Origin of the sequence: Proteus sp. G2674 (genome assembly GCF_009915195.1) — a bacterium.
Taxonomy (GTDB): Bacteria; Pseudomonadota; Gammaproteobacteria; order Enterobacterales; family Enterobacteriaceae; genus Proteus; species Proteus mirabilis.
In genome coordinates, this window is sequence record NZ_JAABLS010000012.1 from 110,790 (window position 1) to 126,510 (window position 15,721).

At 35.9% G+C, this 15,721-nt stretch carries 16 protein-coding genes; 7 read left to right on the forward strand and 9 right to left on the reverse strand.

The features are described 5' to 3' along the window. The first annotated feature begins 6 nt into the window (after positions 1-6). Both GWI58_RS04140 and GWI58_RS04145 read left to right on the forward strand, forming a co-directional pair. Entirely contained in the window at positions 7-1,023 is a 1,017-nt protein-coding gene (locus tag GWI58_RS04140; RefSeq protein ID WP_004245618.1) for an SPFH domain-containing protein, read from the forward strand. Between the two features lie 3 nt (positions 1,024-1,026). Continuing rightward, complete coding sequence (locus GWI58_RS04145) at positions 1,027-1,971, forward strand: sugar kinase (RefSeq protein WP_094959289.1); 945 nt, start codon at positions 1,027-1,029, stop codon at positions 1,969-1,971. Here the strand turns inward: GWI58_RS04145 and tetR(J) are convergent. After that, positions 1,968-2,591, reverse strand: a complete 624-nt coding sequence (gene tetR(J) / locus GWI58_RS04150; protein ID WP_004249435.1) for a tetracycline resistance transcriptional repressor TetR(J) — start codon at positions 2,589-2,591, stop codon at positions 1,968-1,970. The two genes, GWI58_RS04145 and tetR(J), sit on opposite strands and share 4 nt — an antisense overlap. A gap of 90 nt (positions 2,592-2,681) precedes the next feature. Here tetR(J) and tet(J) point away from each other — a divergent pair, with 90 nt between their 5' ends. Continuing rightward, entirely contained in the window at positions 2,682-3,878 is a 1,197-nt protein-coding gene (gene tet(J) / locus GWI58_RS04155; protein WP_071425332.1) for a tetracycline efflux MFS transporter Tet(J), read from the forward strand. 266 nt (positions 3,879-4,144) lie between these two features. Here tet(J) and GWI58_RS04160 read toward each other — a convergent pair whose 3' ends face one another. After that, positions 4,145-4,435, reverse strand: a complete 291-nt coding sequence (locus GWI58_RS04160) for a phage holin family protein (protein WP_004249433.1) — start codon at positions 4,433-4,435, stop codon at positions 4,145-4,147. 506 nt (positions 4,436-4,941) lie between these two features. Here GWI58_RS04160 and GWI58_RS04165 point away from each other — a divergent pair. From GWI58_RS04165 to dhaM, 4 genes are all read left to right on the forward strand, one after another. Continuing rightward, entirely contained in the window at positions 4,942-5,202 is a 261-nt protein-coding gene (locus GWI58_RS04165; protein WP_004245624.1) for an ogr/Delta-like zinc finger family protein, read from the forward strand. A 294-nt stretch (positions 5,203-5,496) separates the two neighbouring features. Next, entirely contained in the window at positions 5,497-6,561 is a 1,065-nt protein-coding gene (dhaK, locus tag GWI58_RS04170; protein WP_004245625.1) for a dihydroxyacetone kinase subunit DhaK, read from the forward strand. 32 nt (positions 6,562-6,593) lie between these two features. Next, on the forward strand, positions 6,594-7,226 hold the full coding sequence (gene dhaL, locus GWI58_RS04175) for a dihydroxyacetone kinase subunit DhaL (protein ID WP_161768918.1): 633 nt from the start codon (positions 6,594-6,596) through the stop codon (positions 7,224-7,226). A gap of 31 nt (positions 7,227-7,257) precedes the next feature. Continuing rightward, positions 7,258-8,706 (forward strand): dihydroxyacetone kinase phosphoryl donor subunit DhaM, encoded by a 1,449-nt coding sequence (gene dhaM / locus GWI58_RS04180; RefSeq protein WP_161768919.1) that lies wholly within the window; start codon positions 7,258-7,260, stop codon positions 8,704-8,706. A gap of 86 nt (positions 8,707-8,792) precedes the next feature. On the opposite strand, the gene GWI58_RS04185 is transcribed toward dhaM, so the two are convergent. The 7 genes from GWI58_RS04185 to GWI58_RS04215 all read right to left on the reverse strand — a co-directional run bounded on the left by GWI58_RS04185 (position 8,793) and on the right by GWI58_RS04215 (position 15,143). After that, entirely contained in the window at positions 8,793-9,641 is an 849-nt protein-coding gene (locus GWI58_RS04185; RefSeq protein ID WP_423807104.1) for an MrpH family fimbial adhesin, read from the reverse strand. Then, positions 9,634-10,167 (reverse strand): fimbrial protein, encoded by a 534-nt coding sequence (locus tag GWI58_RS04190; RefSeq protein ID WP_094959293.1) that lies wholly within the window; start codon positions 10,165-10,167, stop codon positions 9,634-9,636. The genes GWI58_RS04185 and GWI58_RS04190 overlap by 8 nt, the downstream gene beginning before the upstream one ends. Continuing rightward, the gene (locus GWI58_RS04195) at positions 10,167-10,658 is read right to left on the reverse strand and encodes a fimbrial protein (protein ID WP_161768920.1); all 492 of its coding nucleotides are present in this window, start codon (positions 10,656-10,658) and stop codon (positions 10,167-10,169) included. Before GWI58_RS04195 ends, GWI58_RS04190 begins: the two co-directional genes overlap by 1 nt. Positions 10,659-10,673: 15 nt before the next feature. Next, on the reverse strand, positions 10,674-11,150 hold the full coding sequence (locus GWI58_RS04200) for a fimbrial protein (protein WP_161768921.1): 477 nt from the start codon (positions 11,148-11,150) through the stop codon (positions 10,674-10,676). A 5-nt stretch (positions 11,151-11,155) separates the two neighbouring features. Then, entirely contained in the window at positions 11,156-11,896 is a 741-nt protein-coding gene (locus GWI58_RS04205) for a fimbrial biogenesis chaperone (RefSeq protein ID WP_161768922.1), read from the reverse strand. A gap of 41 nt (positions 11,897-11,937) precedes the next feature. Further along, positions 11,938-14,436: a fimbria/pilus outer membrane usher protein gene (locus GWI58_RS04210; RefSeq protein ID WP_161768923.1), complete on the reverse strand. Its 2,499-nt coding sequence runs from the start codon at positions 14,434-14,436 to the stop codon at positions 11,938-11,940. Positions 14,437-14,531: 95 nt separating this feature from the next. After that, on the reverse strand, positions 14,532-15,143 hold the full coding sequence (locus GWI58_RS04215) for a fimbrial protein (protein WP_161768924.1): 612 nt from the start codon (positions 15,141-15,143) through the stop codon (positions 14,532-14,534). Between the last annotated feature and the right edge of the window lie 578 nt (positions 15,144-15,721).

Below are 15,721 nucleotides of genomic sequence, written 5' to 3' on the forward strand. Positions count from 1 at the left end.
AAGACTATGTTTAACTTAAATTATTTCAAAGCAGACTCATCAACATTTATTATTAAATCGGTCAACGGGAAAGTGCGCCAACAAGGTAAAGGCTTAAGTTTTTGGTATAATTCGGCGACAACATCTATTGCAGCACTGCCGTTAAATGCACAAGAAGCCCCTTTTATCTTTAACTTCCAAACTGCTGATTTTCAGGCACTACGTATTCAAGGACAAATTTCATTCCAAGTCACATCACCTGAAAAAGCTGCTGAAGTCCTCAACTTTAATTTAAGTAAGAATGGCAAATCTTACGCCAGCGAAGATCCCCTAAAGCTCAACGATCGCGTGGTGCGTATTGCTCAAACCCTGATCCAAGCCAAGATCCAAAGCACCCCTTTACGAGAAGCACTACAACTTAGCCAATCCTTGGTTACTTTAGTGATGAAACAACTTACTGAACACCCTTCCTTAGAGGCCTTAGGTATTACTATTTTAGATGTTTCTATCGCGGCCATCTCACCCTCTCCCGAAACACTTAAAGCATTAGAAGCTGAGGCGCGGGAATCCTTACTCAAAGAGGCTGATGATGCAATTTATGCACGTCGTAAATTCTCAGTAGAGCAAGAGCGCACCATTAAAGAAGCTGAATTAGAAACAGACCTATCTATACAGCGTAAACGACAAGAAATTGAAGAAGCTCGTTTAGAAAATGAACGTACCCTATTACGTGAACAAGCCGAAATAGAAAAAGAGCGTCTTGAAGCCAAAGTCAATGCCGAAGCAAAACGTAAAGAATTAGTCGCGTTAAGTGCGGAAAATCAACGCATACAATCTGATGCTGATGCTTATGCTATTGAAGCAACTATGCGAGCTTACCGTGAGTTGCCCGTTGAAAATCTCAAAGCAATGGCTCTAGCAAAAATGGACTCACAACAATTAATGGCAATGGCATTTGAAACTTTAGCGCTTAATTCAGGAAAAATTGGTGAATTAAATATCACTCCTGATTTATTTAGCCAATTTATGAAAAAAAGAGGATAACCTATGAAAAATAATACCGATTTTCGTTTCATATTAGTGATGCGAAAAAGTCGCCTACAAGAATTAATTGAGCGTTTTAACACTTGGTCACAAGCCAAATTCTATTTAGAACATAACCATGTTGAGGTAACAGATTATCTTAATGAACATAATCTCTATCAAAAACAACTCACAGAAGCTGAGCTTATTTTAAAATCATTTGGACGTTTTCAGCTCTTGGAAAGAGGATTATTGCCTAGTTATCAATTTTCCTCTCATGATATTGTAGTGGTAATAGGTCAAGATGGCCTCGTCGCTAATACTCTGAAATATCTTAATCAACAACCCGTTATTGCTATCAATCCAGATCCTTCAAGATGGGATGGTAAGCTCTTGCCCTTTGAAATAGGGCAATTGAAAGAGATTATAATTAATACAATAAATCACAAAATGCCTTTTAATTCGGTCACTTTTGCACAAGCAAAAACCAATGATGGTCAATCACTGTTAGCGGTTAATGACTTATTTATTGGCCCTAAAAGCCACACTTCTGCACGTTATATCTTACAATGGGGAGGCTCTCAAGAAGTGCAATCCTCATCAGGCATTATTGTATCAACGGGACTTGGCTCTACTGGGTGGTTTCAATCTATTCTTGCTGGAGCCATGGCCATCACCGGAAAAGCATCACACCCTCTTTTACAAGGGTTTAGCTGGAGTGATAAAAAATTACAATTTAGTGTAAGAGAGCCATTTCCTAGTAGAACAACAGGCACCGCTTTAACTTTTGGCACGATTGAGCCGGACTCTCCATTGCAATTAGGATCTTTAATGCCCGAAAATGGTGTTATTTTCTCAGACGGCATTGAAGAGGATTATTTACATTTTAATGCTGGCTGTATTGTGCAAATCAATATCGCAGATAGACAAGGGCAACTCATCGCCCCTAAAGGGCGTCAGCCTATTTAATGATGATTATTTAGCACTGTTTCTAGCCCTGAAATCATCACATCGAGCACAAAAAGGAATGCAGCTTCACCATTATCACTATCCATAATATCAATAGCTTGTGTTAATAATGGTGGGTAGTTTATCTCTGTTTTTGGCACTTTTTCTCGCTCTTTTTGGCTCTCTTGATGTTCTTGGGTTTCAAGCACTGAACCAAGTGTAAAATGCGCGATGGAACTTAATGCATAAACAGCTTGCGTTAACGTAAAGCCAGCATCGCACAAAAATTGCAATTGTTGCTCTGATGTCTCAAATTGATTGGCTGATGGTCGTGTGCCTGCATGGATCTTTCCACCATCACGATACATTAATAGCGCCTGACGAAAACTTTTTGCGTTATTACGCAAAAAATCCTGCCAACTTTCATTCGCTAATGGCAAAACATGATGATGATGCTTTTGTAAAATAGTCTCAGCTAAAGCATCTAATAACGCACGTTTATTCTTTACATGCCAATAAAGTGTCGGTTGCTCTACCCCTAATTTTTGCGCCAACTTACGTGTTGTTAACCCTTCCATACCGACTTCATTTAATAAAATCAATGCGTTATCAATAACCTGTTCTTTATCTAATTTTGCCATTTGCGTCCTCATAATAAAATATTCTTGACAATCTATCACTGATAGAGATATTTTTCACCTCTCTATCAGTGATAGATTTTTAGGATACTTATGAATAAATCAATTATTATCATACTGCTTGTCACAGTATTAGATGCCATTGGTATTGGCCTTATCATGCCAGTACTACCAACACTATTAAACGAGTTTGTGAGCGAAAACAGACTCGCCAATCATTACGGTATATTATTAGCACTCTATGCGACGATGCAGGTGATCTTCGCACCTATTTTAGGAAAATTATCAGATAAATATGGCAGAAAACCTATTTTATTATTTTCGCTATTGGGTGCGGCATTAGATTACCTATTAATGGCTTGCTCTACCTCATTATGGATGCTCTACATTGGACGCATTATTGCGGGTATAACAGGAGCCACTGGTGCAGTATGCGCATCAGCAATGACTGATGTTACTCATCCTCATGAAAGAACACGTTATTTCGGTTTTTTGGGTGGTGCATTTGGTGTGGGTTTAATTATTGGCCCCATGTTAGGGGGATTACTGGGTGAGATCAGCGCCCATACGCCATTTATCTTTGCGGCTATTTCTCATTCGTTATTATTTATATTTTCATTACTTTGTTTCCAAGAAACTCAAACCACAAAAATATCGACTGAAATATCCGTATTAAATCAGGATACAGCGCCTCACTCTGCCACTGGTTTTATTAAAAAGAGTCTCTGTTTTTGGCTTATTGCCTATTTTATTATTCAACTAATAGGGCAAATTCCGGCCACCATTTGGGTGCTATTCACACAAGTGCGTTTCGCTTGGCACACTACTGAAGTAGGTTTATCTCTTGCATTTCTTGGTGTATTACATATTTTTTTTCAAGCGGTTCTCGCAGGAAAACTGGCGCAAAAATGGGGAGAACGCAACACGGTTATCATTAGCATGTCTATTGATGCATTTGGTTGCTTATTATTAGCCTGGATAAGCCATGTTTGGGTTATGCTCCCCGCTTTAATCTGTTTAGCTGCGGGAGGAATGGGACAACCTGCTTTACAAGGATATTTATCAAAATCTGTTGATCATCATGTTCAAGGACAGTTACAAGGAACGTTAGTCAGTCTAACGAATATAACTGGGATTGTCGGCCCGTTACTCTTCTCTTTTATTTATAGTTACAGCGTTGAATATTGGGATGGCTTATTGTGGTTTATTGGTGCAATGCTTTACAGTGGGTTACTTGTAGCCAGTTATTTTAAACAGAAATCACCAATATTAAAAAAATTTCCCTCATAACATGCTTGTCATTAAACAGGTTGAAGATCAAGACTGTCTTCCTTGCAGACTTGATCTTCATTTATCGTGATAAACGTTCCTTGTCTCCACGTCACGCAGTCTCGATACTCATCTTGAGCAACCCAATTTACGCTACTTGCAATCCATACCAATCAATAGCGCTATTGGATATCACTTAATTCCCTATGATGCGAAACCACACAAATATCATAAAATACAAATATAACGCTCAACTTATTGATTATTGATAATTAATCATTGATCACTTAGTTTTTCTTCCGTGAAAATAGCTCATTTCCTTTTTTCCTTAGCCAAATTTCGACAAGTTGATAACCGGCGATCCCCAGGGCAGAGCCGATCCCCATAACCGCAATAGGATGAATACCCGGCCATAAAATCAACAGAGCACCTGCCACAACAGAAACCGCTGATCCTAGGATGATCCTGCCAATAAATAGTCGTAATGTGATAACTTCATTAGCAACTAGCATCTTCCCTAATGCAATAAAAGCGCCAACAACTACCAATGATACTAGTGTGTGATCATATTCATCCATGAATATACCTCGCATTCGCTTACAGTATTTAGCCGTAAAAAGAACCCTCACCTCCTAGTATCAATCAGATAATCTGTATGGAATATGCAAGATCCTTTTGCTCAAGGATAAATACAACGTCCTTTTGTACTATCCTTGCCCACTTCCTTGTTAATTTGTAATAGGTTATCCATTACCTATTTTTCTCCACATATTAGTCATTACAACAAATTAAATAATATTTAAATTCAATACGTTGTATCTCCACATGTAGGTTTAACGTGAAATCATTATCTATAAATTTTGTATTTTATACTAGTAACTTTGTTCGGTTATTGTCGGTTAATAGTGTTTAACCGAGGTTAACCGAATTATTTTTAGTCAAATAAACAAATAAAGTTGTTTTTCATGATAAAAATCAGTTAACAACAAATTAAAATACAAAAAAACAATAATATTACTGGTGATTGTACAAACTTAGGCTAATATAGAAGGTGGTGATAGGTTGATAATAAAGAGAAAATACCATGCGTGTTTTAACAATTTACTGTCCTGAATGTGGTGAAAAAGCGATGATAAAGAAAAGTAATCGCAAGCATAAAGAGTTAACAGATCTTTATTGTGCCTGCCGTGATCCGCTTTGTGGGCATACCTTTGTGCTAAATCTTACCTTTAGTCATACTCTAAGTCCCAGCGCCAAAAAACAAGATGCCCTTTTATTAGCAATGATAAAAAATCTCTCGCCACAGCAACGAGAAAAAGCCTTAACCTTGTTACAAGAGATATAACGCTTTTTTACTTACTCTATTTTGCCTTAATTTTATGATCCTGCTCCCATTCTGGCAGGTAAATAAGTTAACTGGTTCTTATATAACCATAAATGATGTAGATTTAATTTAATCCAACAGAAACATTCTTATATCGCTTATTAAAGCAACATAGCAATTCAACAACCACAGAACGCGGTTTTGATTAAAAAAGCCATAAAATGAGTCATTCCTTTAATCAGAATTTGTCGAAATCTTATGTAACAGCATTCTGTTACATAAAATTTCAATACAAGTTTTAAATGGAGTATATAGATGAAAAAGCTTATTAATCGTGTTGATGATGTTTTATCAGAACAACTGCAAGGTTTTGCTAAAGCCCACCCTGAAATCAATCTCCATCCCTCTTCTTTTTATGTCACCCGTCATGATGCCCCCGTAAAAGGTAAAGTAGCCCTTTTATCTGGAGGTGGCAGTGGACATGAACCAATGCATGCCGGTTTTGTTGGAAAAGGCATGCTTGATGGGGCATGCCCTGGTGAGATCTTTACCTCTCCAACCCCAGATAAAATGTACGATTGCGCAAAAGCAATTGATAGCGGTGAAGGTGTATTAATGATCGTTAAAAACTACACCGGTGACGTACTCAATTTTGAAACTGCGACAGAGCTACTACATGATGAAGGTGTAAAAATTGCTACGGTATTAGTTGATGATGATGTTGCGGTTAAAGATAGTCTGTATACCGCCGGTCGTCGTGGTGTAGCGAATACCGTATTAATGGAAAAATTGCTAGGTGCTGCAGCTGAGCGTGGCGATACACTCGATGATTTGGTTAAGCTAGGTCATCAAATTAATAATAATGGTTTTTCTATTGGTATTGCACTACAGGCTTGCACCGTACCTGCTGCAGGAAAACCCTCTTTTACTCTCCCTGAAAATGAAATGGAATTTGGCGTTGGGATCCACGGAGAGCCAGGAATAGACCGTCGCCCATTTACTTCATTAAATGATACCGTTGATGCAATGTTTAATACCCTAATTGAAAATGGTCACTATCAGCGCACCATTCGCAGTTGGGATCGAGTCAATGGTGATTGGATTGAAGAGACACAAGAAAAACAGCCACTAAAATCAGGTGATCGTGTTATAGCCCTAGTCAATAATCTTGGCGCTACTCCCCTTTCTGAATTATATGGTGTTTATCATCGCCTTGCCCTGTGCTGTGAAAACTTTGGCCTTAACATCGAACGTTCGTTAATTGGCTCTTATTGTACATCGCTCGATATGTCGGGGATCTCAATTACCTTATTAAAAGTAGATGACGCGCTACTTACTTTGTGGGATGCACCCGTTGCTACACCTGCGATGACAAAATAAGTTTTCCTATAACGATAACTAAGGATCAGAAAATGGTATTAACTCATCATCAAATTATTCTTTGGCTACAACAATGCGCCCAACTTTTTGAACAAAACAGTGACTATCTCACCGATCTCGACCGTGAAATTGGCGATGCTGACCACGGCTTAAATATGAATAGAGGCTTCAAAAAGGTAGCGGAGAAATTACCTGAATTTGCCGATAAAGATATTGGTTTTATCCTTAAAAATACCGGTATGACATTACTGTCTAATATTGGTGGTGCCAGCGGTCCTCTTTTTGGCACCTTCTTTATTCGTGCCGCTAAGCCCACTGCATCATTACAAAGTCTCGATGTAAATCAACTTTATGAAATGACTAAAGAAGGTGTTGATGGCATTGTCAGTCGTGGTAAAGCACAACCAAAGGATAAAACTATGTGTGATGTTTGGTGGCCTGTGGTTGATAGTTTAAAGCATGCGAATGACCAAAGTTTACCTATTGAAGATGCTATCGATAATGCACTGAAAGTTGCAGAAAAAGCGGCGGAGGAAACTATTCCTATGCAAGCGAAAAAAGGCCGTGCCAGTTATCTTGGTGAGCGCAGTATAGGACATAAAGATCCCGGCAGTGCCTCTGTGGTATTGATCCTCCAAGCGCTGTCTAATGCTATCCACGCATAATCATTCACAATATAATCAAGAGAGGTCTGCCATGATTAATATCGTGATTGTTTCTCATAGTAAACATCTTGCTGAGGGTATTGAGGCCTTGGCGAATCAAATGCTTAACCCAACGCATTGCCGACTAGCCATTGCCGCAGGTGTTGATGATGAAGCGCACCCTATTGGTACTGACGCTGTTAAAATTATGACGGCGATTGAATCGTTCTCCGATGCTGATGCCATTATTGTTATGATGGATTTAGGTAGTGCCATACTCAGTACAGAAACAGCAATTGAACTGCTTGATACAGAATTAGCGCAAAAAGTGACACTATGCTCAGCTCCGCTGGTAGAAGGAACATTAGCCGCTGTTGTCGCAGCGTCATCCGGAGCTAGCTTAGAAAAGGTTCTCGAAGAAGCCAACCATGCACTAACCCCTAAAAAGATACAATTGGGTGAAAACATCGATGGCTCAGAGCCAAATGATGTCACGCCTTCTATCCAAATGCACGGCAAAGAAGCTCATTGGGTGGTAAAAAACCCTCATGGTTTACACGTTAGACCTGCAGCGACACTGGTTGAGCTACTGTCAAAATTTCGTGCTGACTATCAATTAATTAAGGGAGATAGACGCATTAATCCCCTTAGTTTAAATCAACTTTCTCTTATTCAAATTCGTCAAGGTGATGAAATAACCTTAATTGCTTCAGGGGAACAAGAAAATGAGGCTATTGATGCCTTTTTAGCACTGGCTAAACAAGGTTTTGGCGAAGCATTACCGAATGAACTCACAGAGCAAAGTTTAACCGGTACTCTCGTACCCGCTTCCCCCATCAAGGGACCGGCTTTTATTTGGCATGAGCTAGAATTAGCCCCTATTGAAAATTTATCTGCACCACTCGATAGCACAATACAAATTGAGCAATTTAATCAAGCGATAAAAGATACACTCAATGATTTGAAGCACTATGCTGAAAAAGCCAATCACACATTAGGTGAACAAATAGGCGCTATTTTTAACGGCCATATCATGATGCTGGATGATGAAGAATTACTCACCAATGTTATCGATCGTATTAAAACAGATAACGTTAGCGCTCAGCAGAGTTGGACGAATGAAATGAAAGAACGTATCCAACTCTACCGTACTCTCAGTGATCCTTATTTGAGAGCACGGGAGTTAGATCTTCGTGATCTGCGCAATCAAGTTCTTTACCATTTACAACAGAAAACGCCTCCTAAATTTACCCCATCACAACCCTCTATTTTAGTGGCTAAAGAGTTATTCCCCTCGACATTAATTCAGTTTGATGCGACTCAATTATTAGCCATTACCTTAGCTGAAGGGGATAGTTGTTCTCACAGTGCCATTATCGCCACGCAGATGGGGCTACCTATGTTAGTTCATTTAGGTGATGGATTATTAAAAATAAAAGAAGCACAAGAATTAACCCTTGATCTCAAGAGTAGTGAATTAATTATTGAACCAATAAGTTAATCAGTATAAATAAAAAAACCCGCACATAGGTGCGGGTAAGTCAACAAATATACTATCATTAACAGGTCATATCGACTTTTTTATTATTAAGGTATAGATAATACCAGTGTCGTTGAACCACTGAAGTTACCTAATGAAGGCGTGCCTACTGTTTTTAATGTAGATTCGACATTAATATCAATGTACGCATTTTTTTCCGCATAAACGATGAGTCCTTTTTTAATAGGCGTATTATTTAGCGTTAAATAGGAACGAATACTTCCATTTGGCGTTAGTTTTAAATAATCCTCTATTAATGAACTTGATATTTTAATGTACATATTTTGGTTACAAGTAACAGTAAATATATCACTAACACTCTGATTATCAATATGAGATGGGTCTAATTTGCCGTGGGATAATGTCAAGTTACTCGCATTAAATGCACATCTACCTTCTGGTGGCGGAGCAACACCACAGACTCCATTCGGGACTATTTGACCATAACCGTCCTCAGGTCCTTGTGTTAAAAAGAATCCAACACACTCATCAGTAATAATAGCGCCAGCATGCCTACTGGCATTAGCCATAGGAAGAATTAATCCACACTCATTCTTTAAATAATCCACAAGTGCTTTTTCATTAGGAAGCGATGAAACATCTTTCCGACAACGCCAAGCTGCTCGATCTGGAGCTCCCCCCATCGTTGCTCCTTGATGTAAATGATTGATATGTATATAACATCTCGAATCAATGCCAAACCTCATATGGCATGGATTTGGATTGGAACTACTGGCATTCCAATATTCCATTATAAAAGAATAAGTTGTTTCTGGGGGACTGACATTCGTAATATAAGAAAAATAACTTGCTTTAGTATTAAATATTAATAACGAAAGCGAAATCATCCATAACATTAAGAACCTATGTAATAATTTCATAATAAATTTACTCATATTTTAAAGAAAATGTGGCCTTAGCCGTAAAAGCCCCTGGATTAATAGTTTTATCTGTAATACCTTTTGAGGTAGATTTTAAATTAGCACCAAAATTCAGCTCAATATCACCAGTATGAGTAATATTATATAGCTTACTAAACTCACCTAATGTAATGGAATTACCTTCTTTAGTGGTAATCTCAATACCAAGCTCTGGATTATTAGCACTATCATCTAATGCCAATAACCCTAATAATTTAGCATGGGGTTTCCCATCAAATTTAACTTTCACTTGTTGGGCGATGGAAGGATCGCATTCAGATAAATTAATTTTAAAACTTTTTCTCTCAATTTGGGGATTATTATATATATCACTCAGTTGAATTTCACCAAAATCAACTTCAAGTTGAGCATCCCCTGATAAGACTTTACAAGGAGTATTAATTAATGAACCGTGGATCTTTAAGTTATCAGAAAAACTAAAGAATGAAGATAGTAGTAAAAAAAAACTAATTATATAGTAAAAGATATGTAATTTTCTCATTATTGATACTCCACAAATAAAGTACCATAAGAAGAGAAATCACCCGTTTTTAATACGCTATTTTCTTTTTTAACTAATACAGCCCATATCTGCTCTGGCTGATTAATATTCACAATATACTTTTTATTTAACTCTATAATATTCTTTCCCATCATAAATTTAATCGCTAAATCGTCTATATTGGTTTTTAACCCATTGATATCAAAATTACTTTTATCACCATTTATCCATAAATATGTCTTTAAATTATTTGAATTACTTTCACAAGTAATTTTATAATTCAGTTCCCTTTTCTGCTCATATCCTTTAATACTTTTAGCTGAAATTAGACCAAAACCAACGTCAACGACATTACCATTGTTTACTTTACAGGGTGGAGCCGTAAGTAAATTACCATGTATATAAATTTTTGTGGTAGTCTTCTGATGAGAATTTACTAAAAAGGAGAATGAAAATAGAAAAAACATAACAATAAATTTATAAAAATACATTTTTTCTTTTCCTTATTAAAGATAAATTAATTGCATAGTGGCATATACATAAAATTTCCCATTCCGTAAATTAGCGCCTTTCTTTTTAGTTAAAATAGCATAAATTTCTGGCTGTTTTTTATAATTAACAATGATCCCACTCCCCATATTAAAACTTTTATTGCCGTTTTTAAAAGCAATAAGTAAATTATCGTTATTAGTTTTTAAATAATATCCTTCTCTTTCACCAAGAATTGACATCAAGAACTCGGGATTACCGCTAGATTTACAATTTATATTATAATCAATTTTTCGTTTATAATACTCATCCTTGATTTTATCTATGTAAACATCATTAAAATCAACATCTATAGTTTGACCATTGTTAATAGAGCAAGGAGAGGCCTCCACACTCCCATTAACATTTAATCTCAAAAATCCTGATACAGCCCATACAGAAGATGATAACAGGCTCAAAAAGATAAAAAATAGTATTCTTCGGATTATTTTCATAAGTTTTATCTCTTTTTGTTATCACCACTAACTATGCAACGATTTCCATTACATTGAAATGTGGTTTCAACTAATCCACCAAAATCATTAATATATTCAAGTTTTGTTGTTTTTCCTAAGTCAATAATATTATTTCCTAAAGAATGCTGTCCAAAAGGTTCGACCATAATAGCCTCAAAATCCTCTACTTCTTGATTATTTTTTTTAACTTTCGTTATTGTCAGATAATAAGGGGAAGGATTTTTTATATTATAGTGGCCACCTTGTTTTTCCAGTATAAAATCTTTTTCCATTGGGTTTGCTTCTAAACGATTTGGTACCACAATACTTTTAGGTCGATAAAACATTTTTATTTTAGTTTGTAATGCTATTTGTAAAACATTTGGTGAATCGCTACGTGGTGGTATTTCACGAACATTAAGATAGTAAATACTTTCTCTATCTGTAGGTAATGTCTTTATAGCTGGTAATGCTTGAATTTTTATCTGACTTTTATTTCCAGCTTCAATACGTTGTACCGGAGGTGTAACAACAAAAGGTGAATTGATTTTTTCATCTTGACTATTCTCCAGCCAAGATTGTGCTAAATAAGGTTTAGATTTATTTTCATTTTCTAACACCATACTGACTGAACGCTCGCCTTCATTGTATAATACTCGTGTCCTATCTAATGCAATAGCAGCATAAGTTGATTGAGAAAAAAGGCTAAGCATTACAACAGCACTAAGCATTTTTATATTTTTCATATCATTCACCATAAAATTAAAAATAACTTGTTGACTTAAAATTATTTACAAGGAAGCAATAACGTATTGCTTAAATTATTTTCTAGTGTTTCAGGTAATTGAAATTCACACATTCCATTTTCCCATTTAACACCTAATGTCTCTCCCACTTTAACCCCTGATAAATAAACAAAACCATCATCTGATATCATTCCCACTTCGATATTATTTTTGTTATAAACACTCGCACCAAAAGGTGGAAAACTATGATCGGTAACACGGGTAATGACGGCAAGCACCTTCTCACCTTCAATCACATTAAATTTACGATAACCAATCGCCCCTTCTGTTAAAGTGGCATATTGTGATGATTGAACCGCATCTGCCTTTTCTGGTAATTGGTTAATATCAATAGAAATATTACTACGAGAATAATTTTGTCGAGCCATCAATACCGCTTTACCATGGCGATTTGTTTCTACTGGTACTAATCCTGTTTTTATTGGTATATCTGCAACATGATTGGTATCAACTAATATTCTAGAACTTCCCATAGTCGAAATACGATGTATCGCTCCACCTTCAGGTGTAAGAGTTATACCTCCCATTAACTGCATAGATAATGCACTTTGATTCCCTTCTGTATAAGTTCCACTTGCAGATAATTTTGCTAAATTACCATCATGCGTATAAAAACCTGAAAGATTCGTTTTATTGCTATCCCACGTTCCTGCGGATAAATTATAATTACTCTTTTCATCTAATCGCTCATAGTAATTGACTGTGTTACTGGTACTTCGACGATTAAACGAGCCAGAATAGCTAACATTCGCTTCATTACGTTCAATAGGTATACCTAATGAAACATAAACCCCTTCATCATTATTCTGTACTGATTCCACTTTATAAGCAGATAAATTAATAGATACATTTTTAAAATTAGCCCAATCAAAATAACTAGAAAGAGTCATACTATAATTATTTGTTGACGGACGATCCCAATAGGTTTGTCGTGAGTAATTTAAGTAGGTATTAATATGATAATCAGGAAATGCCGTACCAAAAATAATACTATATAATTCTTTCCCACTATCGATAGCCACGCCTCGATAACGCCCATCTAGAAATTGCGACATACTCATATAATCGCGTTGAGAAAAACGATATCCTGCAAAAGTTATCTGACTATTAATTTCATCGAATTGTTTCGAGTAAGTGACATTATAAGAGGTGCCCGAAAGGGTTTTATCACCCAAATAGTGTCCCATTTCAGCACGGGAAGCTGAAACATTAAAAGATAATACGCCAAATGGTGCTAAGTCTTGCCCCACGCCTAATGCAATATTTTGATATTCTGTTGATGCTAATAAACCACCATACAACGTTGTATTATTCATCGCCCCCCATGAAAATGAGCCTAATGAAAAAGCAGGTCCTTCAGTATCATGCTCATTTTTTGTTGGCTTACCCATAACAAATTTATATAAAAATTGTCCAGGTCGTGTCAGTGTCCCTAATCGCGACGTTTCCATCTGATAATTTTGCACAGAACCGTCTTGCTCTTCGATAGTAACATCTAAGGTACCTCCGCCAAAAGCATTCACATCTTGAATACGAAATGGGCCAGGACTGACATCATTTTGATAAATAATTCGGCCATCTTGGCGAACAATAACGGTTGCATTAGACTTAGCAACCCCAGCTATTTCTGGAGCATAACCTTGTAAGCGGGGAGGGATCATCGCATTATCACTTTCTAATGACACACCAATATAACGAAAACTATCGAACAACTCAGATGCTAGATATTGCTCACCTAACATCAATTTAGCACTTAAAGATCGAATAGCACGAAACAAATAAATCTGATCCCAACGCCAAGATCTATCGCTACGATTTAGGTTCCCTCCTGATGCCTGCCAATCAGCACGTAAACGCCAAGCACCCATATTAATGCCCATTACACCATTAATATTAGTACCTGTTTTCGTGCTTTTATTATTGCTTTCATTACGAATTAAACGACTGGACATATTATAATCAATAAATGCTCCAGCTATACCATCATCCCAACGTGAAGGTGGATCCCAATTCGGATCCTGATATTCCATAAAGGCCTGTGGAATACTGATATTAAGCATACCAGTGTAAAGATCACCTACCGCACTCATATTTGGAATAGATCGAAAATCAAGACACTGCATATTATTTGTTGTTAGCCAAGTGACTTTCTTTTCCCATTCAGGTTTTAAACCTAACAATGGGTAGACCTCTGTGGTAATACATGGAAGTGATAATTTATTATCGTAATCTGGCACAAAAAATAAGATTGATTCTTCGTTTTGTATTCTTTGTTTATTTACAGCTGTAGCTAATAGATAGCTACCCGGTTGAATATAATTAGCATAAGCAAATTTAGAAAAATCCGTATTTTCAACACCGGTATCTGTTAAAAAATCGGTATTAAAATCGACAGCATCTTCAGCAAAAATAGGTAATGAGAGAGATGAACAGAGTAAAATGATTATCTTTATGTTGTTTTTTATTTTCTCATATTCCATCTTACACACCATCTCCTGCACTCTTAATAGAAGATAAAAACAACAGTTAATCAATATGTGGTGCATAAGCACCACATAAATTATGGATAAATCTATTACTGATAAACCACTTTGAAGTTAGCTACAGTATCAAAAGAACCAGTGGTTGCTTTCTTATTATCATCTTCATTACCTTTTACATAGGCTGAAAATTGAAGGGTAGTTTTTGCACCATCACCATTATTTAATGCTTTACCGTCAGTTGGGAATGCTTTACCAAAGGTAATTGGGTTATTACCACGGTCGGTAATTACAATACCCGCATTCTCAACTTTGCTTCCTAATCCCAATAACTCACCTGTATAACCTTCAAAACCACTTACTGTTGAACCAGTAAAAGCAACTTTTGCTGTTTTATAGGTTTCTGTAGAGCAGTTTTTTAATACGATATCGAAATTCTCACTATCTGAACGGAAGTTGTTGGTAGTCAGTTCATGTAATGCGATTTCGCCGAATTTTACTGTTTGGTTTAAGTTATCGTTATCAATAGAGCAAGGAACATCATTAATAAATCCTGTAAAACGAATGGTACCTTGACTACTTTCTGCTTGTGTTGTTGGATTTGTTGGATTTGTTGGATTTGTTGGTTCTACTGGATCTTCTGCAAAAGTGGGGGCAACAACTATCATAGATAAAGCTACGCCTAATGCTAATTTATTAAATTTCATATCTTTTCCTTAACGCTCAATGAAGTTTATTGATATTTATTAGAGATAAGCCAAGTAAATAATAAATAAAAATATAAAATCATATTTTTATTTAACACTATCATTACATAGTTAAATATTAAAAAAATACAAACAATAAATGATTGTCATATTTTGATAAGCCATTTATATATTCATAATAATTTTTTAGTACTATGTTATTACTTATTAATATAAGTGAAATTGAAACTAAAATAGGTTTAAAAAACATAATTTGAAAACCTACCTTTTGTTAAAATGATCTCATTCTATTGTTATTATGTCAAAGCTGAATAAGACGTCCTATTTTCACCTAAACAATAATTTATTATTAACCAATCAATAAAAGATAAATATTAGATAAAAAAACCATGCAAAAAAAAATATAAATTTTTTATATTAAAAAAAAAGCTAAATAACTACAAACACCTAAAAAGAGTAGATTAGGATTCAAAATTACAAAAGCAAATAAATCTCAACAAATAAATCAAAAAAAATAAAATTTTTAGTTTTAAAAATCAAAAAAGAAAGAATTACAAGTTATTTAGCAAAAAGATACT

What these genes read in the sequence shown, in the direction of transcription:
- GWI58_RS04140 (WP_004245618.1), top strand. Translation starts at nt 7, where the DNA reads ATGTTTAACTTAAATTATTTCAAAGCAGACTCATCAACATTTATTATT.
- GWI58_RS04145 (WP_094959289.1), top strand. Translation starts at nt 1,027, where the DNA reads ATGAAAAATAATACCGATTTTCGTTTCATATTAGTGATGCGAAAAAGT.
- GWI58_RS04160 (WP_004249433.1), bottom strand. Translation starts at nt 4,435, where the DNA reads ATGGATGAATATGATCACACACTAGTATCATTGGTAGTTGTTGGCGCT.
- GWI58_RS04165 (WP_004245624.1), top strand. Translation starts at nt 4,942, where the DNA reads ATGCGTGTTTTAACAATTTACTGTCCTGAATGTGGTGAAAAAGCGATG.
- dhaK (WP_004245625.1), top strand. Translation starts at nt 5,497, where the DNA reads ATGAAAAAGCTTATTAATCGTGTTGATGATGTTTTATCAGAACAACTG.
- dhaL (WP_161768918.1), top strand. Translation starts at nt 6,594, where the DNA reads ATGGTATTAACTCATCATCAAATTATTCTTTGGCTACAACAATGCGCC.
- dhaM (WP_161768919.1), top strand. Translation starts at nt 7,258, where the DNA reads ATGATTAATATCGTGATTGTTTCTCATAGTAAACATCTTGCTGAGGGT.
- GWI58_RS04185 (WP_423807104.1), bottom strand. Translation starts at nt 9,641, where the DNA reads ATGAGTAAATTTATTATGAAATTATTACATAGGTTCTTAATGTTATGG.
- GWI58_RS04190 (WP_094959293.1), bottom strand. Translation starts at nt 10,167, where the DNA reads ATGAGAAAATTACATATCTTTTACTATATAATTAGTTTTTTTTTACTA.
- GWI58_RS04195 (WP_161768920.1), bottom strand. Translation starts at nt 10,658, where the DNA reads ATGTATTTTTATAAATTTATTGTTATGTTTTTTCTATTTTCATTCTCC.
- GWI58_RS04200 (WP_161768921.1), bottom strand. Translation starts at nt 11,150, where the DNA reads ATGAAAATAATCCGAAGAATACTATTTTTTATCTTTTTGAGCCTGTTA.
- GWI58_RS04205 (WP_161768922.1), bottom strand. Translation starts at nt 11,896, where the DNA reads ATGAAAAATATAAAAATGCTTAGTGCTGTTGTAATGCTTAGCCTTTTT.
- GWI58_RS04210 (WP_161768923.1), bottom strand. Translation starts at nt 14,436, where the DNA reads ATGGAATATGAGAAAATAAAAAACAACATAAAGATAATCATTTTACTC.
- GWI58_RS04215 (WP_161768924.1), bottom strand. Translation starts at nt 15,143, where the DNA reads ATGAAATTTAATAAATTAGCATTAGGCGTAGCTTTATCTATGATAGTT.